The organism is Prevotella sp. FD3004, assembly GCF_000746155.1.
GTDB lineage: Bacteria > Bacteroidota > Bacteroidia > Bacteroidales > Bacteroidaceae > Prevotella.
In genome coordinates, this window is record NZ_JQKR01000014.1 from 18972 (window position 1) to 42305 (window position 23334).

General features: G+C 46.5%; 21 protein-coding genes and 1 riboswitch. Of the genes, 9 read left to right on the plus strand and 12 right to left on the minus strand.

Translation table 11 applies throughout. From position 1 onward, the window contains the following. Positions 1–5: 5 nt before the first annotated feature. From T325_RS05660 to T325_RS05690, 7 genes are read right to left on the minus strand one after another with little or no spacing between them, the layout of a single operon-like run. A complete protein-coding gene (locus T325_RS05660) occupies positions 6–632 on the minus strand; it encodes a hypothetical protein (RefSeq protein ID WP_036911284.1) in 627 nt (208 codons plus the stop codon). After that, a complete protein-coding gene (locus T325_RS05665; RefSeq protein WP_036911286.1) occupies positions 605–1198 on the minus strand; it encodes a YdcF family protein in 594 nt (197 codons plus the stop codon). Before T325_RS05665 ends, T325_RS05660 begins: the two co-directional genes overlap by 28 nt. 3 nt (positions 1199–1201) lie before the next feature. Further along, on the minus strand, positions 1202–2263 hold the full coding sequence (locus T325_RS05670) for an N-acetylneuraminate synthase family protein (RefSeq protein WP_036911288.1): 1062 nt from the start codon (positions 2261–2263) through the stop codon (positions 1202–1204). Positions 2264–2277: 14 nt separating this feature from the next. Beyond that, a complete protein-coding gene (locus T325_RS05675) occupies positions 2278–3015 on the minus strand; it encodes a cytidylyltransferase domain-containing protein (RefSeq protein WP_197051321.1) in 738 nt (245 codons plus the stop codon). Further along, complete coding sequence (locus T325_RS05680) at positions 3009–3791, minus strand: SDR family oxidoreductase (protein WP_036911292.1); 783 nt, start codon at positions 3789–3791, stop codon at positions 3009–3011. Before T325_RS05680 ends, T325_RS05675 begins: the two co-directional genes overlap by 7 nt. An 11-nt stretch (positions 3792–3802) precedes the next feature. Continuing rightward, complete coding sequence (locus T325_RS05685; RefSeq protein ID WP_036911294.1) at positions 3803–4894, minus strand: hypothetical protein; 1092 nt, start codon at positions 4892–4894, stop codon at positions 3803–3805. Between the two features lie 32 nt (positions 4895–4926). Next, complete coding sequence (locus T325_RS05690; protein WP_177172066.1) at positions 4927–5457, minus strand: UpxY family transcription antiterminator; 531 nt, start codon at positions 5455–5457, stop codon at positions 4927–4929. A gap of 652 nt (positions 5458–6109) precedes the next feature. Between T325_RS05690 and T325_RS05695 the strand changes: the two genes are divergently transcribed. Both T325_RS05695 and T325_RS05700 read left to right on the plus strand, forming a co-directional pair. After that, positions 6110–6517 carry an energy transducer TonB gene (locus T325_RS05695; RefSeq protein WP_036911298.1) on the plus strand — a complete coding sequence of 136 codons (408 nt, stop codon included), beginning with the start codon at positions 6110–6112 and terminating at the stop codon, positions 6515–6517. Continuing rightward, entirely contained in the window at positions 6517–8067 is a 1551-nt protein-coding gene (locus T325_RS05700) for a tetratricopeptide repeat protein (protein ID WP_036911300.1), read from the plus strand. The genes T325_RS05695 and T325_RS05700 overlap by 1 nt, the downstream gene beginning before the upstream one ends. On the opposite strand, the gene T325_RS05705 is transcribed toward T325_RS05700, so the two are convergent. Together T325_RS05705 and T325_RS05710 are read right to left on the minus strand one after the other, a co-directional pair. Then, a complete protein-coding gene (locus T325_RS05705; RefSeq protein ID WP_231622196.1) occupies positions 8068–10002 on the minus strand; it encodes an ATP-binding protein in 1935 nt (644 codons plus the stop codon). It abuts the gene before it with no gap. Continuing rightward, positions 9968–11476 carry a HAMP domain-containing protein gene (locus T325_RS05710; protein ID WP_036911304.1) on the minus strand — a complete coding sequence of 503 codons (1509 nt, stop codon included), beginning with the start codon at positions 11474–11476 and terminating at the stop codon, positions 9968–9970. Before T325_RS05710 ends, T325_RS05705 begins: the two co-directional genes overlap by 35 nt. 120 nt (positions 11477–11596) lie before the next feature. On the opposite strand from T325_RS05710, the gene T325_RS05715 reads away from it, so the two are divergent. Continuing rightward, positions 11597–13705 (plus strand): prolyl oligopeptidase family serine peptidase, encoded by a 2109-nt coding sequence (locus tag T325_RS05715; protein WP_036911305.1) that lies wholly within the window; start codon positions 11597–11599, stop codon positions 13703–13705. A gap of 141 nt (positions 13706–13846) precedes the next feature. Next, the gene (locus T325_RS05720) at positions 13847–16222 is read left to right on the plus strand and encodes an ABC transporter permease (RefSeq protein WP_036911306.1); all 2376 of its coding nucleotides are present in this window, start codon (positions 13847–13849) and stop codon (positions 16220–16222) included. On the opposite strand, the gene T325_RS05725 is transcribed toward T325_RS05720, so the two are convergent. Then, the gene (locus T325_RS05725) at positions 16209–17228 is read right to left on the minus strand and encodes a TerC family protein (RefSeq protein WP_051949733.1); all 1020 of its coding nucleotides are present in this window, start codon (positions 17226–17228) and stop codon (positions 16209–16211) included. The genes T325_RS05720 and T325_RS05725 overlap by 14 nt on opposite strands. Positions 17229–17361: 133 nt before the next feature. Between T325_RS05725 and T325_RS05730 the strand changes: the two genes are divergently transcribed. Together T325_RS05730 and T325_RS05735 are read left to right on the plus strand one after the other, a co-directional pair. Continuing rightward, entirely contained in the window at positions 17362–17979 is a 618-nt protein-coding gene (locus T325_RS05730; RefSeq protein ID WP_036911308.1) for a CatA-like O-acetyltransferase, family 2, read from the plus strand. 95 nt (positions 17980–18074) lie between these two features. After that, entirely contained in the window at positions 18075–18731 is a 657-nt protein-coding gene (locus tag T325_RS05735; RefSeq protein ID WP_036911309.1) for a porin family protein, read from the plus strand. 23 nt (positions 18732–18754) lie between these two features. Here T325_RS05735 and T325_RS05740 read toward each other — a convergent pair whose 3' ends face one another. After that, positions 18755–19762, minus strand: a complete 1008-nt coding sequence (locus T325_RS05740; RefSeq protein ID WP_051949734.1) for a S66 peptidase family protein — start codon at positions 19760–19762, stop codon at positions 18755–18757. Positions 19763–20007: 245 nt separating this feature from the next. Between T325_RS05740 and cysK the strand changes: the two genes are divergently transcribed. After that, complete coding sequence (gene cysK / locus T325_RS05745; protein WP_036911310.1) at positions 20008–20955, plus strand: cysteine synthase A; 948 nt, start codon at positions 20008–20010, stop codon at positions 20953–20955. Here cysK and T325_RS05750 read toward each other — a convergent pair. Next, a complete protein-coding gene (locus T325_RS05750; protein ID WP_036911525.1) occupies positions 20943–21671 on the minus strand; it encodes a tRNA threonylcarbamoyladenosine dehydratase in 729 nt (242 codons plus the stop codon). The two genes, cysK and T325_RS05750, sit on opposite strands and share 13 nt — an antisense overlap. 306 nt (positions 21672–21977) lie before the next feature. After that, positions 21978–22164: riboswitch (cobalamin riboswitch) on the minus strand. Between the two features lie 227 nt (positions 22165–22391). Here T325_RS05750 and T325_RS05755 point away from each other — a divergent pair. Next, positions 22392–22775 carry a DUF2023 family protein gene (locus tag T325_RS05755; protein ID WP_036911311.1) on the plus strand — a complete coding sequence of 128 codons (384 nt, stop codon included), beginning with the start codon at positions 22392–22394 and terminating at the stop codon, positions 22773–22775. Positions 22776–22801: 26 nt separating this feature from the next. Further along, positions 22802–23296 (plus strand): flavodoxin FldA, encoded by a 495-nt coding sequence (gene fldA, locus T325_RS05760; RefSeq protein ID WP_036911313.1) that lies wholly within the window; start codon positions 22802–22804, stop codon positions 23294–23296. Positions 23297–23334 lie beyond the last annotated feature (38 nt).

The following is a 23334-nucleotide window of genomic DNA, read 5'->3' on the forward strand; positions in this document are numbered from 1 at the left end:
TCCAATTAAATCGCATTTATGGCCGCATAGCAATTGCGCAGAGCCAGATGACGATGAATACTGAATCCATTCTTGTTCACACCATCCACATCGTGATATTTTCCCACATAGATACGATCACCATTATGGTCTGTGTCGCAACACCACACGAAATCATGATACCACAAATACGCTCCTGTCTGAAAATAATAGGCGAAGAAAGTGTAGGCACAGAGAATGGCCGTTGGGAATATCATATGGTTCTTCAGCAATTCCTCTGGCATGACTGCACGTGATTCTTCTACCACTTGTTTCTTCACAAGATACCAACGTGCCTCCAAAGACTGGTCGATGAAGGATTCATGCATGTACCAGTCCTGATTATAGAAACAGGGTTCTGCCTCATCAGGATTAACGCCAAAAGCATCTCTCAACGTGCGAAGGGTTATCTTTTGCTTGCCGAAAGATGGTGTACCAAGCACCAAAAGATAGTCTTTTGCACACTTATTCAATATATCAAGCGGATAGTTAAACTCTGGAACTGTCAACTCCACATCTTCTCCAAACCGTTTGATAAACGGTCTCAACTCATCGGGTCCGATAAAATTGGCTCCAAACAACTGCTTTATCTGCTCAATTGTGTCTCTTTCCATTTCTGATAGTCAATCACTTCCTCAGCTGTGGCCAAATGTCCCATAGCCGAGTACCTTTCTATACGGTCTATTTCAGCCTGAAGACGATTAAAGCGGGTTCCCCAACCTTTATCTTCAAACCATTTCAAGTTTCTAGCTGGCGCATTATAGAGTGTAATGCCGCTCTTGGTGTCAAGCACCTCTCGAAGGAATGTCAGGTAGGCACGATACTGATGTTCATGCGATGCCACCAAAATCAGCTTTTTCCATCCATATTCTTGCGCCATGCGAACAACTTCTACAGCCTGTTCACGTGTGTTTAGCGATTTGTCTTCATGGATTATATCCTGTTCTGGCATGCCTTCTTTCAGCATCAAAGGCAAAATTTCTGAGAAGGGATAACTGCCATAATCATAATCAACGATATTACCACTGAACACGATTTTAGACGCCATTCCTTGTTTATAAAGGCTCACCGCTTGGCGGAAACGGTCAAAGCCGTCGCCTTCAAGCAGGATAATGGCATCCGATGGCGTCAGACAGTCATTATCGACAATCGCTAAGATCTTTTCTCTGTCTGTTATCATCGATTAAATATCTTCCCAGAAGATGGGATCGTTGGCTGGAATATCCTTGTTTACAGCCTTGCCAATAATCGTATCTTTGAACTTGGGTGGAATACCCAATGCAGGACGAAGGACATCGATGTCTGCTTCTGTAATCACTTGTCCCTTCTTCAGCGCATTCTTAGCATACAGACAACGGCGCTGTACGAATACGGTCTCACTTTCCTCCGCCACAACTTCCTTTCGAGTGCTACCCATAGCACGTTCCACCTCACGGATTGAATCAACCATGAACTTAAACTCATTGGGCTCCATTGAGTGAGGATGATCAGGGCCCTTATCTTTCTTATTCAGAGTGAAGTGCTTCTCTATCACACGTCCACCTAGAACTACAGAAGCCAAAGCTACTACGTGGCCGGGCGAATGATCTGAATAACCTGTCAGACAATCATAGGCACTCTGATATGTTTTCAGCACATTCACATTGGCGCTGTCTATCTTCGAAGGATAGTTGGTAATACACTGCATCAGCACCAAATCCTTATTACCAGTCTTCTCAATGGTACGCACAGCCTCATCGATTTCCGACATAGTAGCATCGCCTGTAGCCAACATCACGGGCAATCCCTTACGAGCTGTATAATCAAGCATCTCAAGCCAAGTAATCTCACCAGAGCCAATCTTAATAAATGGCAGGTTCATGTCTGCACATAGATCGACAGCCTCCTTAAAATAGGGCGATGTAGAGAAGTCAATGCCCACATTCTTACAATAGTCGGCAATTTCCTGATGCCACTCTATAGGGAACTCTACATCCTTGAACACTTCACTTACCGTACGTCCCCAAGAGCCGTGTACACCATGAAGCGTCATCTTTGAGAATCCGCCTTCAGAAACGATGCTCTCGGCCTTGAAGGTTTGGAACTTGGCGCAATCAGCACCCGCCTCCTTGGCTGCATCAATCAGGCGCTTAGCCTTATCTAAACTACCATCGAAGTTTCCTCCGATCTCAGCGATGAAATAGGTAGGATAATCCGGACCTATCATCCGGTTACCAATTTTGATGTTTTTGTTAAATGTCAGCATATCTTGTTACGTTTTTATCTTCTTTGAATCAAATCATTTTCTTTTTGTTCTACATCCTTGTTCAGCTGCCACACTTCGGGATGAGCATCCAGATACTGATAGACCTTCTGGTTTGGAATAGGCTGCCCGTCATATAATTCATCATATACGCGCTGTGCCAGTTCGAAATCCTTATCTGTATCTACCGTCAGGCGATAGACACCTGACAACGACAGATGATAGGGAATTCTGTTCACCCTAAACAATTCCGGATGGAGATATAAGTAAGGTGTCACGTGCTCACGCTCGCGGTCTGACGAAGCCTTCAAATAGGCCTCATACAAACCTTTTGCGTAGAAAACCTCAGCTCCTGTACCCAAAGGTGCATCTTTCGACGACACATAGTCAAAGCCGGGCAAATTCTCGATCTGAGCATCCACCTGCTGCCAATCTACAAAGGGGTTATCGCTCGTGGCTCTAACCACAATCTCAGGCTCATAGGTTTTAATACAATTATAGAAGCGCTCTAGCACATTGTCTTCACTTCCTCGGAAACAGGGTATTCCCTTTTCCACGAGGAATGACTCTAGTGCATCATTGTTTCTGCCCACAGGGATGGCAAACACGACCTTGTCGATATTGCGACAAAGACTGAGTCTTTCGAACACATGCTCCGCTATCGTTTTGCCCGTCTTGCCTAACTTCATGACCACCTTATCGGGAAGTCGTGAAGAGGTCAGGCGCGCTTGAACCACACATAGTGTCTTTACCATATTGTCCATCCTCCATCAACTTGAATGTTCTGGCCTACCACATATTTCGAGGCATCTGACGCCAAAAAAAGTACGGCACCACGCAGATCATCGGGATCGCCCAGACGATGCGAGGGATTCTTCTCTCTAAGTCGGTCAGCAAACACCTTATTCTCCTGGACCTTTGGTGATGGGAACGGACCTGGCGAGATGCTGTTTACCCTAATACCACGATTGATCAGATAGGTACCGAAATAGCGGGTCATCTGAATGACGCTCGCCTTACCAGCGCAATAGTTCACTGGAATGAGCGAAGACTCACAAGGGGCCTCGTATACAGCCAGATAAGGCGATACGATGCCATACATCGAGGCTATGTTTACGATAGAGCCACCCTCCTTCATATACGGCAGCACCTCACGGATGCACTTATATGTGCTACCCGCAATACCGTCAATACATTTCTCCCAGTCTTCATCTGTCAGGTCTTCCGACTTTTTGCCGATACCGGCATACTGAGCGGCATTGTTAATGAGCACGTCGATGCTTCCTGCCTCTTCAGCCACATAACGGAATGCCTCACGGATACTCACCGAGTCCATGATATTTATCTTCACGAAACGAAGCAATGTGTCCGTGCCGTATACCGACACGAACTTATCGTGACTCGTACCTGCCACATAGACCAATGCTCCTGCGTCAGACAGCGCAGCCACCATAGCCTTACCAAGATGCCCGCAACCACCTGTTACAACAGCTGTCTTTCCTTTCAGAGAGAATAAGTCAAGCGTATGCATACCTGTTCTGATTATTTCTTTTCCAAACCTAACAAGGGCTTCAACTCTCCTTCCTCATACAATATCCAGGTCGTTGTACAGAGAAAAACAAGAAGAACAAAAATCATAACGATGCGGCTACGCTTCGGACCAGCCTTCACTGGGGGAACCGTTGCATTCTGCAAGATGGTGAACGCAGGAGTATCCTCCTGCACTTTTGCCTTAGCTGCCAACAGTTGAGCACACAGGGCATTGTAGTTGTTGTATAGCAACTGCATCTCGTTCTCCAATTTGTTCTGCTTCAGACGAGCACTCTCCAACACCACATTCTGGTTAGAGTCCATAAAGTCGGCATATATATCACAGATACGTTCATACTTCACTTTAGCGTCTTTATGCAACGACTCTACATAGGCCAGATCGTGACGAGCCTTCTGCGTTCGGTAGTCTGTCAAGGCGCCCTGCAACCGGACTCTTACAGAGTCAGCTATCGTGGCAGCAACCAACGGATCCTGATCGGTCACTTTAATGGTTATCACGTCCGAGCGCTTTTCAATAGTACAATCAATACTACCACCGATGGCATTCATGATCGAACGCTGAGCACCAGTAAGACGGAACGGGTCTACCTTCTCCTTCTTCTCTGGTTCATCGGCTTTTTTCGACTTGAACAATCCGAAGAAAGCCTTTTGCGCTTCAGTCCACCAAGGCGATTTCTGCTCATTGTCCAGATAATCGTAATATGTCATCACGCGATCATCGCCGTCTTTCTGAACTTTGATATCGAACAAAGAAGTCTTGAAGGCCACAGAGCTCATCAATTCTGGATACAACGATGGCGTAATGGCATCGCCCGACTTTGATGATCCGCCGATATTCACACCGAATGAGTTGGCAATCGAGGCCAGAGCTCCCATACTGCCACTCGAGGCCGTCTCAGGAGCAAGCATCACCTCTGCCCGATAATAATCAGGTAATCCCATTGTAACAAGACAGCCAACAATAAAAGCCGCAGGAAGCGTCTTATAATATAACTTCTTGCGTTTCTTCATCGCAGCCAGTATTTTCTGGGCGTTTGTCTTTTGCTCCTGCGAATCCAGGGCATTATTCTTCTGTTCTTCCATAAACATTTTGGATATAATGATAACTACTTTTTTCAGTCTTCAAGCGGAAAAAGAAAAGCCGCCGGCAAAAATGCGATGGCCACCGCCGCCACATTCTCAATCTGCACAACAACGCACTTATTCTTTTTTACGCGTTTAATCGTACCCTCTACACCAGCAAAGTCGCCTTCAACGACCTTCACCTTCTGCCCCGGCTTCCCTGCAAAATCCAGATTCTCCATATAGAACACACGGTCGTCGTTTACAGAGGCGACTTTTATAAAGTTGTCCATCTCTTTATCTGGCACTGTCAGCACATCCTTACGTAACACATTGTTCCGATTGTCAAGCACAGGCTTCATGATATAACGAAGCGATGTCAGTTCTCGACGCGTCATCTTCAATTCAGTAATATTCTGCTGACTGGAATGGACGAAAATCAGATTACTGATAGCGGGCTTTAATTCACGGTGGCGAGGATGTCTACCTTCAATATGTTTCCACTGCATAGGAATAAAACACTCTATACCAATAGAATCGAGATATTCTTTCGCTTGAAGCTCACGCGAGTATGTCACTCGCATAGGAAACCAATGTATTTCTTCCGTTTTAAGCATGCAGAAACTATTTCAGAAAAAGACAAAGAAGGGGGACACCGCTTCCTTGCATGCGGCGCACAAACGATTCATTTCCATCAAGTACAGTATCCATATAGCACTGGCATTCAGCGACTTCTGAGTACCGAGACCACCCGCTCCATGTTCGGCTTAGCCATCCTTATAGGATGAAGTGGGTAGTTTTTCGGCACAAAGGTACAAAGAATTATCGACAATCATGCGAAAAAAAAGCATAAATTCATAAATTATCCAATAATATCTTCCGCCACTGTTTTAAGCCACTCGCCAGTCGATATCAGAAATATGTTTACACCAAGAGTTTTTATAAGAAGTCAACAAAAAGACTACATAACAAAGTAGGCGTTTTTTTCATATCGAAAACAGAGTTTTCCCCTAAGGAAAACAGAAGTTTCCTCCGTGGAAAGTCTCACTTTACTCCAAGCAAACCTTTTTATACCATGACATTCGGAAGCCGGTTTTTCCTAATCTTTAACCAACATTTTCAGTATGTGTGTAATAATATGTAATGTTTTTCTTGGAGCATTATGGTTTTTTCACTACTTTTGCAGCGTCCGGACAACTAATGAACAAATTGTTGAACCATTAAAAAGAAAAGAAAATGAAGAAAGTATTATTTATGGCGCTGACGGCCCTGTTCTGTTTCTCGACAGCGAGCGCACAGAAGACCGTAATAGCTCAAAAAGATCAGAAGGTATATGAATATGACAAGTTGGAAAAGCAGCCAGAATTTCCTGGAGGCACAAACGCCCTGTTCAGCTATCTTCAAAAGAACGTAAAATACCCTGCAGACGCTCAGAAGCAGAAAATAGAAGGCAATGTAGTCGTGAGCTTTGTAATTGAGGCTGATGGTTCTGTAGGCGAAGCGAAAGTTATAAAGGAAGCATTCCCTTCACTTGACGCCGAAGCTCTCAGAATCGTGACGGCCATGCCTAGATGGAAGCCTGGCACGATTAACGGCCAACCAGTTAGAGTAAAATTCGCCTTCCCTGTGTCTTTCCGACTATAATGAAATATCTCATCTCTATATTCATCGCGCTATTTTTGGGGGCTTGCTCGCAAGAGCAGCCCCAAAGCGCTTTCTTGCTCGAGGCTGAGCAGATGATATCTCAGCATCCGGATTCTGTACTGAGAATGCTAAAACCATATTGGAACGACTCTACAATGACAGAGGCCGATCACGCATTGTTCGGGTTGCTCTATACTGAAGCACTACACCGCACAGGCCTGTCGACAGAGAGTGACTCGCTGATACTTGCCAGCAGACGATTCTATGAGCAGAGAGGCGACAAACCGAGAATGGCAAGAGCACTTCTTCATCACGCTATCGTACTCTATCGTCAGCAACACCCACACGAAGCTGTCCTGACGATGAAACGAGCAGAATTAATATCCAAAAATACGTACAATCCGGAATTCAAATGCTATCTGTATACAGTACTTGGAGACGTTAACGACAATGTAGGAAACTACCCACAGACGATAAGATACTACAAACTGGCACTTAAGACGGCAAAGCAAAGCCAAAACAAAGAGTGGAGAGTGAGAGCACTGAACAATATCGCACAGACTTTCGACGCACTGGGTGAAACCGATAGCTTGAAATACTACACAGAACAAGCCAAGCCTTACACACAAGGGATTGATGGTGAGATATACGCTACCTATTTGACCAACAAAGGTAGCTATCTGTTGCACAAGAACAAGCGCGACGAGGCCAAGAGCCTATTGTTGAGAGCCCAACAGAAAGCGCCATCAGACAGGGCTGCCAACCTATTGGCAAACATCTATCTGACAGAAAAAGACACAGTCAGCGCAGCCCTACAATGGTATCAGCTGGTAAATTCGTTCTCACCCGACGTGTGCATCAACTCGTACAGACAGCTGATAGACTATCTGACAGCCTGCGGAGAAACCAATTATGCAGCGGAGTACAGCAAACGACTGAATGAAGTATACCAAGAACTGTATCAGCGCAATGACGTTGCGAGTATCATAGCTCTGCAGACACAGTTTGACAAGCAACAGAAGGAGCGACACCAGTATCAGACCACCATAGCACTTCTATCGGCCATCATACTTCTGGTGCTTATTACAGGCACGCTTTTCTGGTACAATCGTAGACGCATAGATCATCTGAACGCCATCTATCTGGAGAGTATGAAGAAATACGACCTGACACGTAAAGAACTCACCAAAGTGCGACGTCAACGGGAACATGAGATTAAAGAGAACTCGGAACAATTGAAGCCCATTGTCTCACGACTACATACGACGGCTTTAAAAGGCAAGCATGCTACTAATGAGGATTGGGACGAGTTGTCGCAATGCATGTACACGCTAAGCCCCAACCTCCAGCTATTGCTCTCGCCCCTGAACGCTAAAGAACAACACGTATGTCTGTTGATACGCCAAAACTTTCTACCTACGGAAATAGCTATTCTAACTATGTCATCACCCCAAACAATAACAAACATGCGCGTAAGACTGCTAAAAAAACTCTTCACAGAGATTGGTGGCGCTAAAGACTTCGACACAAAACTGAGAACTTTCGAGTAATTACAATGGCAATTCGAAGATAAAGCGACAGCCCTCAGTATATTCATCATCGAGGAAGAGGTCTCCTCCAAGATTCACTGCGTGACGTTTTGTCAGCGGAAGTCCCAAACCAAGTCCCTCTGTAAGATCATCAACCTTAGTGAAGAACTCGAACATGGCATCGCGATCAGCCTTTGCGATGCCTTTTCCCGTATCTTGGATAATAAAGCGCACAGTAGTATCTGTAGGCGACACGATAATCGTAATATGTTGGCCATCGGAATATTCTGCAGCATTGAAAAGCAGCTCACGTAAAGAGCGCAATAAGTACAATTCGCTAGTCTGAATTGTGAAAAGGTCTCCTACAAAAGTCTGGAGTTCCACATGTATATCAGGATAATGAAGATTGGTATAATAAATAGCCTTACGAGCCACTTCGTTACACGATACCATATCAGTCTGTAGGTCGTTGAGTTCTTCGGACCGACCAGTATCAGAACTGTCGATAAGCATCAGCACCATGCGTTTGAGGGCACGCGAGTTATGATTCATGGTGTCAATGATACTCTTTTGTTCCTCTGCCGACAATACTGTAGCATTGTCTGAAGTATCGCTAAGCACCTGTGAAAAGCCCATGATGATGTTGAGTGGTGTACGTATCTGATGACTAACATTCTGAATGAAGACACTTTTCTGATGATCGGCTTCCACGGCCATGTCAGTAGCACGCGAAAGTTCTTCATTGAGAAGTCGGGCCTGCTCGTTAGCATAGCGCACACTACCCATATGGACTTTGAGTGAATTGAGCATTGTGGCAAAGCTATTTTGTAGACGCCCCATGATGTCCGGGCGATGACTATGGGGAATATATACCTCCATATTACCCGATATGACTTCTTGCGTTTTTGAGAGTAGTTCATTAAGCGGATGAATAGCATGAGCGACAGTTCGGTTGCACAAAACAACAATAATGACCAATCCGATAATGAATAGAGGTATTACAATGAAATAGAAAAGACGGTGATATCCAGCCAACCCAACGCTTTCTGGACAGACAATGGCAAGACTCCAAAGAGTACCTGGTACGGGCTGATAACACACGAGTGTAGACTCTCCCTCTAAGTTAACAACCATGTGTCCCTCGCAGCCCTCAGTCATTTCATGCCCCAAGGCAATGATATCAGCATGACTACTGGGATTGGCATCTCTGAAAATTGTCTGATTGAAAAGGCGCGTTGAGTCGGGGTGAATCAGGTATCGGCCATTTTCATCGACCATCATGAAATAGGATTTGGGATAGGGTTTCAACTCATTCATAGTTCGAGCAAGACGCAGCAGTGAGAGATCAGAAGAGATAACACCTATGCAAATACTGTCAGACCTATAGAGAGGACGCCCATACGAGGCCAGGGCACCTTTGAGAACGACGTCAAGCGAGTCGACCTCATCAATATAGGCCTCCCAACTAGGAGCATTCATCACTCGTGGACTTTTATACCACACCTTAGTGAAATATTCGTAAGGTTGTTCGATAACGGTAGTTAGAGCCTCACCCTCTCTGATGGTATAGGCAGAAAAGTAGCGACCATAACGAGGAAACATGTTGGGCTCAGCACTAATAGAACAACCATCTATATGCGGATTAAGGCGCACGATACGGTTTGAGAAAGTCAATAATGAGTCGGGGTGGAACGAGCGTTCAACTAGCCAAGCATTATAATTAGTTGCAGTCTCAATGGCAAGCAGGTTTCGCCGGAGCTGCTGCATAGCAGACTTGAGCACCGCATTGGCACGTTCACCAGCTTCCTGACGGATAATGCGACGCGACTGACTGAAGAGCACCGTCAACGACACACAGAAAATTAACATGGTTAAAATAAGCACGCCGAAACTGAGTTTGGCTGAGAACGACTTACGAATACTAAACATGGTCAGCCTCCTTTCTTCTTTCCTCATCCGACATTGAGATGAAACTGTTCAGCTGTTCTGTGATGGTTTTACTATACTCATGTATCTCGTTTACCAAACGTACAATCTCTTTCTTGTCCGTTGTACTATCTGTCTCGGTCAATGCACTGACATTCCTGAATATTGCCTTGGCAGGAGCCACCATCTGGTTTGTCATGTTGTGTAGGAAGGCCATTTTCATACGTTGCGCTTTCCGAGCTTGTCTGTAGGCAATACGCAGTACTTCACTACGTCCTTGCATAGTAATCTTCAGTTTGTCGAGCTCGCTCATCTGGTTGTTCAGCGATTGCTGCATGAGTTGGAAGTTCTTCTGCAAACGTCCAATCTCGTCAAGTTTATTACTATCTGGTATAGGTGCGTTATAGTTGCCTTCGGCAATCAATTTGGCCTTTTCTGAAAGCATAATCAGAGGGTTGAGTCGATGACGGATAACGGTGCGACAGAGGAAAAACAACAATAACAGTCCAATGATAGCAATAGCATGCATGTAATAGAGCAGATTGTTGTATTCTCCCAAAATATCGGCTTCTGGATATACAATAGCCGCACTCCATCCAAGTTCTGTAGGCGGACGTCCCGTGATACTCACACGCTTGAAGGGTTTAAAGAATCCATAGAGTTCATTACCTTCAAGTCGAAACTTACGATAACCTGCTTCGCCCGAAAGCATCGTCTCAACAGCATCCGTAGCTGCTTCATCGCCCATCTTACGTGAAAGCGCAAGAGCCGTCTCACGCATGAGTTTATTACCAAAGGGGTGGACAATGAACGTACCATCACAATCGAGTAGCACGCAATAGGAATTCTTTGAAGTTTTGGTCGCTGAGATAATGCGCGACAACTGACTGAGCGATATATTAACGCCAATAACACCTATGATGGAGTGATCTTTTCCACGAAGAGGCAGACAGAATGTAAGGAGTGGTTCCATATGAGCCTTCTCCATACCCACAAGGGGATTCAGCCATTCCGACTTACCCGAGGCCATCGGAGTCGTAAACCACGATTGTTCTGTGTAAGGACGATTTCCGAATTCTTTTTCGTTAACGATGAAGGAACTAACATAGGGAACACCAGCACTATCGGCACGGTGAACATATACCATGAATTTGTCGCGTGACTGATAGTAACCCGGCTTGAATGCGATGGCACAGCCCACGACATAAGGATTTGTCTCAACAAGTTTCCGACTGTAAGTATACATGGCGTCGGGATTGTCGAGATGGGGCAGCAAGCTGAAATACATATTGCCAGCAGACTGTTCGACACTCAGCAGTATATTGTCAATGTTCGACACTGTACCTTCCAACGTCTGTACGGCCTTATGGAAGGCCTCTTCCCTCACAGCCTTTTTGGAATAATGAAGCATGATAGACATCGTAACCACAAGCAGAATAGCCATGGAGAAGACGACCATCAGACTGATGCGAACAGACAATGCTCTACTGATAAATTTCGGCATTCGAAGCATATTCGGACGCAAAAATACAAAAAAAAATCGATAACTGTATGAATTATTGGTTAAAAAATACATATTTTGTGTATTATTTCGTAACTTTGCAACATAAAACCAAACTTTAACATGAAAAAAATAGGTATTATCAGTATGGCTATCATGGTCACCACTATGGTGCAGGCCCAAAGCAGCATGCAGTATCCCCAAACCGAGAAAGACAACACTGTTGACGAATATTTCGGTGTAAAAGTAAGCGATCCTTATCGTTGGCTCGAGAATGATACCAGCGCACAGACGACTGCGTGGGTAGAGGCAGAAAATAAGGTAACGAGCACCTATCTTCGGAAGATTCCCTTCCGCGACAAGTTGCTCAAGCGGCTCACCGAATTGTCCAACTACGAGAAAATCGGCGCGCCCAGCAAACATCACAATAAGTGGTATTTCTCACGCAACAATGGTCTGCAGAACCAGAGTGTCATCTACGTAATGGACAAACTGGACGGCAAGCCTCGCATATTCCTCGATCCCAACACATTGAGCGCCGATGGTACAGTGGCTCTGAAGTCCATTTCGTTCTCGAACAACGGACGCTGGGTTGCCTACGCAATCTCTCGTAGCGGATCAGACTGGCAAGAATTCTACGTAATTGACGTCAACACCGGTCAACTCACCAACGACCACATTGAGTGGGCCAAGTTCTCAGATGCCACATGGCTGGGAGATGGATTCTACTATAGTGCCTACGATCGTCCCATCGAGTATAAGGAATTTTCAAATTTGAATTCAGGCCACAAGATTTATTATCACAAGATAGGAACCTCACAGAGTGACGATGTGTTATTTTATCAGAACCCTACTGAGCCCATGCGTTTCTATAATGTTGAGATCAACGAAGACGAAACGGTGATGTATCTTTATGAGAGCGGTGCAGGTGCAGGCAACATACTATACGTAAGAGATCTCCGACAAAAAGATGCCCAGTTTGTCAAAATGACCAGCGATATGAACTACCAGTATTCGCCCATCTACAGTAATGACGACAAGCTCTACATCTACACCAATTACGGTGCACCAAAGGGACGAATCATGATGGTCGACATCCACAAGCCTGGCATCAATGACTGGCAAGAACTCATTCCCGAACAACAGAATGTTCTAGGCAGTGCAACAGTCATAAATCGCCAGCTAGTGCTTACCTACTCGCAGGATGCGTCCGACCACGCATTCATCTATGGTCTCGACGGCCAAATGCGCCACGAGGTCAAACTTCCTATGGTGGGTAGCGTAAATTTCTCAGGCAACGAGAAGGAGTCTGACTGCTTTTACACCTTCACCTCATTCACACAGCCCGGCACCGTCTATCGCTACGACATCGATGCCAACCTGAGCACGATCTACGCACAACCGAGAGTAAAATTCCGTTTGCAGGACTACGAGAGTCGTCAGCTATTCTTTGAGAGTAAAGACGGCACACGCATCCCCATGTATATAACTTATAAGAAAGGTATGAAACGCAGCGGAAAGAACCCAGTCTACCTATATGGCTACGGAGGCTTCAACATCGCCCTTACCCCTAGTTTTTCGTCTACCCGCATCCCCTTCCTCGAGCAGGGCGGCATCTACGCACAGGTCAATCTGCGTGGTGGTAGCGAATACGGCGAAGAATGGCACTTAGCAGGCACGAAAATGCAGAAGCAAAATGTATTCGACGACTTTATTGCCGCAGCAGAATACCTCATCAAAGAGAAGTATACCTGCAGCGACCGACTGGCCATTGTAGGCGGTTCTAATGGCGGGCTACTCGTAGGCGCCTGCATGACTCAGCGCCCCGACCTCTACCATGTAGCCATTCCACAGGTCGGTGTCATGGATATGCTACGCTATCACAAATTCACCATTGGATGGAACTGGGCCAGCGACTACGGCACCAGCGACGATTCGAAGGAAATGTTCGAGTATCTGCGCACCTATTCGCCCCTTCACAACTTGAAGCCAGGCATCTCCTACCCTGCCACGCTCGTCACCACAGCCGACCACGACGATCGTGTAGTGCCAGCCCACTCATTTAAATTTACAGCCACCCTGCAAGAATGCCACAAAGGTCTGAATCCAGTTCTCATCCGCATCGATACAAAAGCCGGGCATGGTGGAGGAAAGCCCTTAGCAAAGGTCCTTGAGGAGCAGGCCGACATCTACAGCTTTATCCTCTTCAACATGGGGATGAAGTTCAAATAAGACAAGTTTCTGTCTAAAAATCATACGCAGGGGTGTAAAATTATTAGACGTTTTACATCCCTGCTGTGTTAAAAGCTTGCAGAGAAAAGGATATACTCATATCTTTGCATCAGAAAAATATTTTTTAAAGAGAGATAAGATATGAAGAGTTATTTCAGATTTCTATCGCGCAACAAGCTCTACACATTAATTAATGTGGCAGGGTTAGTAATATCGCTGATGTTCATCATTCTGATAGGCGATTACACTTGGCGCCAATACAGTATCGACAGTTGGCACAAACATGCCGACCAGATCAGCCTGATAGGCTATCAGGACATCTTCTACATGTGGCCGCAAGCAGCCGAAGAGATTAAAAGTATGTGTCCAGAAATAGAAAAGACCTGCTGTGTATTGAGTCAGAACGGACGCATCAAGCACGGACAGGCGGAAGTTAAGAATGCCGAGAACGAACATGGTATCATCATGCTGACCGACTCGACCTTCTTCAGCATGTTCGACTTCGAACTGACAGAAGGCGACAGACGGACAGCCCTTGACGCTCCAGACAAATGTGTGATTACCGAACGACTCGCCAAGAGTCTGTTTGGCGACAAGAACCCCATCGGTGAATCGCTACAGATCATTGGCGATCATAATTTGATGCTGGGTAGTGAGGATCCCTACGACAGCACATTGGTCTATACGGTAAGTGCTGTGGCTAAGAATCTGGATCACACCGTTCTGCCCAACGAGACACAACTCATAGCCAGCATGCAGCGCTATCCGCAAATCATGGGTTTTCAGTTACAAAATGAATACTTCGCCTACACTGGCAATGGAACTCCCAAGGCTTTCTTCCAACTGCATCCCGGCACATCGCTCGATAGTAAGATTAAGGTTATACAAGACCATCTTTCCAAGAATTACTCAAGTTTCGTGGATCATAGTAAGGTGAGTTTCACCCCCCTTACTGATATTATGTTCGCCCCACAGAACAAAGGCATGGGACTACTGAAAGGCGACAAAATGCGACTTCGCATTCTGTTGGCAGCCGTGCTTGCCATCCTCTTCTTTGCCATCACTAATTACATAAACCTGACGGTAGCCAATACAGGCTTCCGAGCCAAGGAGATGGCTACAAGGAAACTCTTCGGCAGCAACCAACACCAAATTTCGCTGAAACTCGTCGCAGAGTCTACTCTCTTGGTAGCCATTTCCTTTGCCATCGGTCTGGTTTTGGCAGTCTGCTTCCAGGACGATGTTGCCAATTTATTTAAAGGTAAGATTGATCTGATAAACGATATCAGTTGGGGCACTCTGAGTGTCTGCCTAGGCTTCATTCTGCTGCTTGGCATCATCTCTGGCGTGTTACCCTCATGGCATATCTCACGCTTCCAGCCAATCGACATCGTGAAGGGCAGTTTCCGTTTTCATTCCAAGATGGTACTCGGTAAGATATTTATTATCCTGCAGAACGTAGTGACTGTAACCATGCTCACAGCAGCCTTAGTCATCTGGCTTCAGCTCAACCACCTCATCCATGCCCCACTCGGCTTTAATACAGAGAACATATACAGCATATACCCTCCCTTCGATAAGAGTGGAGAGGTAAGAAACATGCTTGAGAAGATGCCTTTCGTCGAGGAAATCGGCGCCCTTAACGGCACATCACTCACTTTGTACAGTAACTCTATGTCAACGATTAAACGCGATGGGAAGGATATACATATACAAAGGAGCATGATGAACAAAAAAGCCTTCGACATCTTAGGACTGAAAATAAAGAAAGACTTTGGCGCAACTAATGGCGGTGTTTATCTGAATGAAGAAGCTATCAGACAACTGGGCTATACAGAGGATACTCGCGAGATTGACTGGGGAAGAGGAGAGAAAAGTCCCATATGCGGTATCCTTTACGACTTCCATTGTGTTAACGTGTTGAAAGAAGTAGAACCTTTCGCAATCATCTATTTAGAAGAATTCAAGGAACCCTCTTATTACTACCTCATCGCAAAAACCAATGGTGATAAGAAGGCCTTAGCAGCTTTCCAGGATATGTTCAGGAAAATGGATATACCCGAGGAACAGCTCAATGGATATGCTAACAGCTTTGATTATTTTATCGCCGAGACTTTCGCTGATCAGCAGAACACGCTGAGAATCATTACCCTCTTCACGTTCGTTGCCATCATCATCTCTATCATGGGCTTCATCGGTATGTCACTTTTCTTCATCCGTCAACGCCAGAAAGAGATAGGTATTCGCAAAATCATGGGCAGCACGTCGCACGAGGTTATGATGCTGATGCTACGCACATTCTGTGCCCCATTGCTGGTTTCTTTCATCATTGCCATCCCACTGTCATGGTACATCATGCATGATTGGCTCACCAATTTCAGCTATCGCATAGAACTAAAACCGTGGATATTTATCATCACCTGTATCTTTGCCCTGCTAGTAGCCGTGCTCTCCGTTGGTCTGCAGATCATCAAGGCTGCAAGAACCAATCCCGCAGAGAGTATTAAGACTGAGTAGGCGCCTGTTTTTCTACGCACTTGGTAACCACGTACGACAGAAGCATCGCCCCCACGAGTACGCCAAAGATGATAGACAGACTTGTAAGAATGGGTATCTCAATGTGAGGCATGTTCAGCTTTAGCCCAAACCAAACAGCCAGAGCATTGACATACTCATTCATAGCCAGCAGCATCTTCACACCCACGAAAATCAGGATAATGCCCAGTCCATACTTCAGGTACTTAAAGTACTGAGCTATAGCTGCCAACGCAAAATAAAGGGCACGCAGTCCCAAAATGGCAAAGACGTTCGAAGTTAGGACGATAAACGGGTCGCGGCTCACGCTGAACACAGCTGGGATGCTGTCTACCGCAAATGCCACGTCGGTTGTCTCAATTACCAGCAGCGCTATAAAAAGAGGGGTAGCCAACAGGACACCTGCTTCGTTCCTGACAAAGAACTTCTCATCGTGCATCTCACCCGACACAGGAAAAAAGCGCTTAAACACCTTTACGATAAAATTGTTGGCAGGATCTGTCTGTTGCTCATCGTCATGACCGAACATTTTAAAGCCCGTGTAGAGCAGGAAGAGGCCAAACAGTCCCAGTACCCACTCGAAACGTTCCACCATAGCAGCACCAGCGAAGATGAAGATACTGCGCAGCACCAGCGCCCCAAAGATACCCCAGAACAGCACCTCGTGCTGATATTTGCGCTCTATGCCGAAAAAAGAGAAAAGCATCAGGAACACGAAGAGGTTATCCATCGACAGCGATTTTTCTATCAGGTAACCCGCCAGAAACTCCATAGCCTTGTCGTGAGCATTCACGGGATAGAACAGATAAATACCCGCACAGAACACGAGCGACACGCCTATCCATACAGCGGTCATTCTCAATGCCTCTTTCACACTAACAGCATGCTGTCCTTTTTTGCCAAACATCTTCAGGTCGGCAATGAGCATCAACAGCACAAGCACATAAAACACTATCCATGCCCACAAGGATATACCCATTAAATTCATATCGTCATAATTTTGGGTGCAAAGATACAATTAAGAAACCGAATGACCAAACCTTTCCCGAAAATTTGGCTGATTCAGAAACTATTCTTACCTTTGTAACTTCAAACAATCAATAACAAAACAATGATAATAGATGAAACAAGAAATCAACCCTAAAGAAACAAACAGGGCTCACGCCTTTGAAATGTGGATGAAGTCGCCCATGCCCATGGTGACACTTACCAAGACCTTCGACGTGACACACCTCTACAAGGCGAGCAAGCGCAGAAATGTGAAGTTCAACACCCTCCTGTGTTGGTGCATTGGCCATGCCGCCAGCAAGATGACCGAGTTTTATCTTCTGCCCGAACAAGGCACACTCTTTCAGTACGACCGTCTGGCTATCAACGTCATCGTGAACAACAAAGAGGGTGACATCAACTCGTGCGACATCCCCTACTCCGACAATTTCGACAAATTCTGCACCGACTATACCAACCTCACGCTGACCACCAGTGCTTCCTGTCAGAGCATATTCGACGAAGAGGCCGCCATCATCGGCACGTCAACCGTCATGGCTACCGAACTCGACTGCATCGTCAACCAATACAGCGGCATCTTCAACAACCCCTTTCTGGCATGGGGGAAATACCGCAAAAGTTGGTTGAGAACTACTCTTCCAATCTCGTTTCAGTTCCACCATGTACAGATGGATGGTGGTCATGCCGCCCGCTTCCTCGAAGAGCTGCAACAAACCATCAACACCATTTAATTAGGGTTTTTCCACGCAAAAGTAGGGGAAATCCTTTGGCCGTTTTCAGCAGAAGGTCTATCTTTGCAGTGTGAAACTTTAAAACATTGACGTATATGAAAAGAATAATTATCGCCTTGATGAGCCTCGCGCTCACAGCACCTGCCTTTGCACAGCACGGCAGACCTCATTATTATAACCGTACGACAAACAACTCACGCCATTATGACCATCAGATGTATTATGGTCTGCGGCTTGGTGTAGCTTTTTCAACAGTCAATTCCGACGATCAGTACCTTAACGGCAGTTCTGCCAAGTCGGGTCTTGACATCGGTGCTGTTGTAGGGCTGCAACTGGGCTACCGCTCACCAGTCTTTTTCGAGACGGGGCTCTCATACATCGAGAAGGGTGGCGACGGCCGCTATCAGGGCGACAAGTTCAGCTACAGTCTCAATTACCTTGAGGTACCTATGGTGTTGAAATACAAGTACGACGTCGATCGTTCGTTCAGCATCCAGCCCTTCCTCGGCGGCTTTATGTCTGTAGGTGTGGGCGGAAAAATCAAGGATTTCGGAATGCGTCAGGCCTTCAGTTCGTTCGACGACGACGCCTTCAAGCGTTTCGACGGCGGTATCCGTGTAGGCTGCGGCATCCAGTACGATTTTCTCTACGCCGAAATGGGCTACGATTTCGGATTAGCCAACATCTCTCACGATTACTTCGACACCTCCCACACTGGAACGCTCTTCACCACCATCGGTGTAAACTTCTGACAGACAATGTTTATTGGGAAAACTCAGGCTTTCATAAGGAAAGGCTCGGATTTTTCGACAACACACGGTTGCTGAGTGCCGTGAATGTTGAAAGTGAGCACGGAGCCCTCGGGGGTTACATCGAGTGAACACGGAGCACCTTCTATCATCGGCAGACTTATGTCGCTGCCAGCGGGAAAACCGCAGCAAACGGGAATGTCATACCCTTGCAGATGGGCTACCAACATCTGTTCTACGCTACCAAAACTAAGGTCGTACCTGATAGAGTTGAACGAGCCGAAGATGATACCCTTCACGTTCTTGAAGTTCAACTGCAGTTGCAACATGTAGAACAAGCGGTCGATGTCATGCAGAGACTCTTCGCATTCTTCGATGAAGAGGATGATGTCCTGATTGTGCGACAACTGGAACTTGGTGCCCGCAATGGCAGCATAGCTGGCAAGGTTGCCCCCGACAAGTATGCCCTCGGCGTGACCATATCGGTTATTAGCATTGGTAGGAATCTGATATTGCGGCAGTTTTCCAAACAACAGGTCACGGATAAGAGCTGTCGACAGGTCTTGATGACTGCCGATGTGAGAAGCCATAGGGCCGTGAATACACATCACGCCCGCACCAGTAAGCGCATAAAGCAATGTGGTGATGTCACCATGGCCGATCAGCCACTTAGGGTGTTGCTGGTAGAACTCAGGAGGAATACGGTTCAACAGATGGATAGAACCGTAGCCGCCACGTGTACAGATAACCGCCTTGATGCGCTCGTTCTCGAATGCCCATCGCAGGTCGGCAGCTCGCTCGTCGGCAGTACCGGCATAGGCTTCAACATTCAGACAGGTGGTATTAGGTCCGATGACAGGGCGAAGGCCCCAATTCTCGATGACAGCCGCAGCATGCAGAATGGTTTCCTCTGCCATCCAATAGGCCGGGGAAATAAGCGCCACTTCATCGCCTTCCTTTAAAAATGGAGGTTGAACATACTCAACATCATGGTATAACACCTCTTTCAGAGATCTTTCAATTGTTTCAGTCATTTCGAATAATTTGTATTTGGCGCAAAGATAGCTATTTATTTCGAGATTTGCAATCGTTTTCTTTAAAAAACGAGTAGGTCATTAACATTTTTTATGCGTCATATAGCGACATACCATATTTATGGTATATGAAATCCCATACTCGGGGGATTGTGGGAATGAAAAGAATGTCGTACCTTTGCACCATCGAATTAAAAGAAAAGTTTTTAGATTAATAATTAATAATAAATAATAAGGTAAGGATTATGAGTAAGATTGCAAAACAGCTGACCGAGCTCGTCGGCAACACCCCACTTTTGGAGCTCAACAAGTATTCACAGGCTAAGGGACTTGAGACACCCGTGATAGCCAAAGTAGAGTTTTTCAACCCCGGCGGTAGCGTAAAGGACCGTATAGCACTGGCCATGATTGAGGATGCAGAAGAGAGAGGGCTGCTGAAGCCTGGCGCCACCATCATCGAGCCAACAAGTGGAAATACGGGTGTAGGACTGGCACTGGTATCAGCCGTCAAGGGCTACCGACTAATCCTTACCATGCCTGAGACCATGAGTGTGGAGCGTCGTAATCTGGTAAAGGCTTACGGTGCTGAAGTACGCCTCACCTCTGGAAAAGACGGTATGCCAGGTGCCATCCGTGCCGCTGAGGAGCTGCGTGACTCTATCCCTGGAGCCGTGATTCTGCAGCAGTTTGAGAATGCCGCAAACCCCGCTAAGCACTATGCAACAACAGGGCCTGAGATTTGGCGCGACACCGACGGACAGGTAGATATCTTCATCGGCGGAGTAGGTACTGGTGGCACAATCAGCGGTACTGGTAAGTACCTGAAGGAACAGAACCCCAACGTAAAAGTGATAGCCGTAGAGCCAAAGGCCTCACCCGTACTGAACGGCGGTCAGAGCGGTCCTCACAAGATTCAGGGTATCGGTGCAGGCTTCGTGCCCAAGACTTACGATGCCGAGGTAATCGATGAGGTGTTTGACGTAGAGAACGATGACGCCATCCGTACCGGTCGTGAGATAGCTCAGCAGGAGGGTCTGCTGGTAGGTATCAGCGCTGGTGCTGCTCTCTATGCAGCCACAGAGATTGCCAAGCGTCCGGAGAACAAGGGTAAGAAAATTGTGGTGTTGCTGCCCGATACCGGCGAGCGCTACCTGTCGACGGTGCTCTACGCCTTTGAGGACTATCCCTTGTAAATATCCTCTATCACAAGGGCGCTCAGCGTAAAGCCGAAGACGGCGGTGATGTGAACCACAGAGCCGTTTACTTGAGCCTTCGTAGGACATTGTTCTGTGGTATGGCCCAGATTGGTCAGGAGCTCATCGCTGTAGACACACTGGAACTTGCGCTTGGGAAACTGCTGTTTCGACTTGAACTTCTTTCTCAGCGCACGTGCCAGTGGATCGCCCTGAACTTTCCAGAATTCAGTCACTTTGATGCGGGTAGGATCCATCTTCAGCGCCGCCCCCATCGATGAGTATAGCTTTGCTTTTGTCTGACAAGCCGTCAGAATGAGCAAAGCTTTATCTTTCAATGAGTCGATGGCATCGATAATATAGTCATAGTCATCAAGGCTGAACTCTTCAACCGTCTCTTGCGTGAAAAACTTCTGCAGCGCCGTAATCTCAGCCTCAGGGTTGATGGTGAGTAGACGCTCCTTCAACACCTCAACCTTTGGCAGTCCGACAGTCTGGGTGGTAGCCATCAGCTGGCGGTTGATATTAGTGGAACACACACAGTCGCTATCTACGATGGTCAGCTGGTGGATACCGCTGCGCACAAGTCCCTCTGCACACCACGAACCGACACCACCGACACCGAACACGATTACGCGTTTCCGCGCAATACGCTCCATTGCGTCAGGGCCCAGAAGCAGTTCCGAGCGGCTGAAATTATCATGGTAAAGCCCCATCATTCAGTTACATTTATTAATGACAATACTAAATTACGGGTGCAAATTTAGTTAAAATCCACCGGTATTCATTCTTTTATCCGAAGGATTTAATAAGTTTTAATTAAGCCTTGTGGTTATAGTATCTGATAAGGAGAGCTACACCAAGGAAACTCAATAGGAACTCAAGGGCCACAATACCAATGTACGTCATAACAATAAAGTTTAAAGCAACACGACATCTGCCGTGCTTTGACGACAAACCGAGCGTGTTGTGGTTATCCACTAAAAGTTACTTGCGCGTCACACCCTTACATCGAGAGCATTCAGCATATAACCGAAAAAGGCTGGTCTTCAGACTTTCCTCCACTCTCAAGCGCCTTCTCACCCAAGTGGGCAATGGCATATATTGCTTAAGAGCCATAATGGAGTTCACTGCTGCGGGACAGTCGGAGATTCACACTCACATTCCCAATTAATCGCGGCTAAGCGAACCTTTACGGGCAACGCATCTCTGTATTGCGCTACAAAGATACGACTATTTTCTGAAACCCGATGTTTTTTCTGAAAAAATCACACGCGGATAACGTTTTTTATACGTCGACGGTACCCGAATACCTAGAAATGATTAATCTGTTTTTGAGCATATTAGGCGGGCGAAGTGCTTAAAACACCGCGTTTTAGGTATTGTGGAATCCAAGGATTCGCCGTACCTTTGCAGCCGGATAAATGATAGTAAAAATGACGAGAACAACAAAGACTATTCCTACAGAGATGAAGGTGCTGATGAACCACATCTACGAACTCAATAAAGGCGTGCGCCAGATGGTGCTGTTCACATGTAACAAGCGCTACGGCGAGCAAGCCGTTTCTCGCTTGGAGAGCCAAGGCATTCCTTATGTGCTTCAGCCTGCCGGACAGAAGAACCTGAACGTCTATTTCGGGCGCCGCGAGTGCCTGGATGCCATCCGACTCATCGTCACCCGTCCGCTCAACCAGCTCACGCCCGAGGAAGACTTCATTCTCGGTGCCATGCTGGGCTATGACATCTGCGCCCAGTGTGAGCGATACTGCAAGCGTAAGGGTGAATGCAAGTGTGAGGGCGACTGCATCAATAAGAATTAAGTTACATATATAATATAAACAGTAGAATGAATACAACAATTGTTATCTTTGGTTCCTCAACAGGAACATGTGAGGCTATCGCAGAAAAGATTGCCTCGAAACTGGGCTGCGAGGCCGTAAACGTACAGGACCTTACAGCCGACATCGTCAACAACAACCAGAACCTGATTCTCGGTACATCCACATGGGGCGCCGGAGAGCTACAGGACGACTGGTACGACGGTCTGAAGACCCTTCAGAATGCCGACCTTAGCGGTAAGACTATCGCTTTCTTCGGCTGTGGCGACTGCTCTTCCTACAGCGACACTTTCGTAGGCGGCATGGGAGAGCTTTACAATGGCATTAAATCGAGCGGTGCCCACTTCATCGGCAGTGTCGACACCGACGGATATACCTTTGATGACTCCGAAGCCGTAATCGACGGTAAGTTCATCGGCCTGCCCCTCGACGACATCAACGAGGACGACAAGACCGACAACCGCATCGACGCCTGGCTGGCCGCCATCTCTCCCGCACTTTAGTTTAAAATGAGTTCATAAAGTATTTGTTTAGTTTGATT

Excerpts from the sequence above, each read along its gene's own strand:
- T325_RS05675 (WP_197051321.1), bottom strand. The coding sequence starts at position 3,015 with ATGGTAAAGACACTATGTGTGGTTCAAGCGCGCCTGACCTCTTCACGA.
- T325_RS05700 (WP_036911300.1), top strand. The coding sequence starts at position 6,517 with ATGAAATATCTCATCTCTATATTCATCGCGCTATTTTTGGGGGCTTGC.
- T325_RS05670 (WP_036911288.1), bottom strand. The coding sequence starts at position 2,263 with ATGCTGACATTTAACAAAAACATCAAAATTGGTAACCGGATGATAGGT.
- T325_RS05710 (WP_036911304.1), bottom strand. The coding sequence starts at position 11,476 with ATGCCGAAATTTATCAGTAGAGCATTGTCTGTTCGCATCAGTCTGATG.
- fldA (WP_036911313.1), top strand. The coding sequence starts at position 22,802 with ATGAATACAACAATTGTTATCTTTGGTTCCTCAACAGGAACATGTGAG.
- T325_RS05690 (WP_177172066.1), bottom strand. The coding sequence starts at position 5,457 with ATGCGAGTGACATACTCGCGTGAGCTTCAAGCGAAAGAATATCTCGAT.
- T325_RS05725 (WP_051949733.1), bottom strand. The coding sequence starts at position 17,228 with ATGAATTTAATGGGTATATCCTTGTGGGCATGGATAGTGTTTTATGTG.
- T325_RS05720 (WP_036911306.1), top strand. The coding sequence starts at position 13,847 with ATGAAGAGTTATTTCAGATTTCTATCGCGCAACAAGCTCTACACATTA.
- T325_RS05730 (WP_036911308.1), top strand. The coding sequence starts at position 17,362 with ATGAAACAAGAAATCAACCCTAAAGAAACAAACAGGGCTCACGCCTTT.
- T325_RS05660 (WP_036911284.1), bottom strand. The coding sequence starts at position 632 with ATGGAAAGAGACACAATTGAGCAGATAAAGCAGTTGTTTGGAGCCAAT.
- T325_RS05705 (WP_231622196.1), bottom strand. The coding sequence starts at position 10,002 with ATGAGGAAAGAAGAAAGGAGGCTGACCATGTTTAGTATTCGTAAGTCG.
- T325_RS05735 (WP_036911309.1), top strand. The coding sequence starts at position 18,075 with ATGAAAAGAATAATTATCGCCTTGATGAGCCTCGCGCTCACAGCACCT.
- T325_RS05665 (WP_036911286.1), bottom strand. The coding sequence starts at position 1,198 with ATGATAACAGACAGAGAAAAGATCTTAGCGATTGTCGATAATGACTGT.
- T325_RS05740 (WP_051949734.1), bottom strand. The coding sequence starts at position 19,762 with ATGACTGAAACAATTGAAAGATCTCTGAAAGAGGTGTTATACCATGAT.
- T325_RS05680 (WP_036911292.1), bottom strand. The coding sequence starts at position 3,791 with ATGCATACGCTTGACTTATTCTCTCTGAAAGGAAAGACAGCTGTTGTA.
- T325_RS05755 (WP_036911311.1), top strand. The coding sequence starts at position 22,392 with ATGACGAGAACAACAAAGACTATTCCTACAGAGATGAAGGTGCTGATG.
- cysK (WP_036911310.1), top strand. The coding sequence starts at position 20,008 with ATGAGTAAGATTGCAAAACAGCTGACCGAGCTCGTCGGCAACACCCCA.
- T325_RS05715 (WP_036911305.1), top strand. The coding sequence starts at position 11,597 with ATGAAAAAAATAGGTATTATCAGTATGGCTATCATGGTCACCACTATG.
- T325_RS05695 (WP_036911298.1), top strand. The coding sequence starts at position 6,110 with ATGAAGAAAGTATTATTTATGGCGCTGACGGCCCTGTTCTGTTTCTCG.
- T325_RS05685 (WP_036911294.1), bottom strand. The coding sequence starts at position 4,894 with ATGGAAGAACAGAAGAATAATGCCCTGGATTCGCAGGAGCAAAAGACA.
- T325_RS05750 (WP_036911525.1), bottom strand. The coding sequence starts at position 21,671 with ATGGGGCTTTACCATGATAATTTCAGCCGCTCGGAACTGCTTCTGGGC.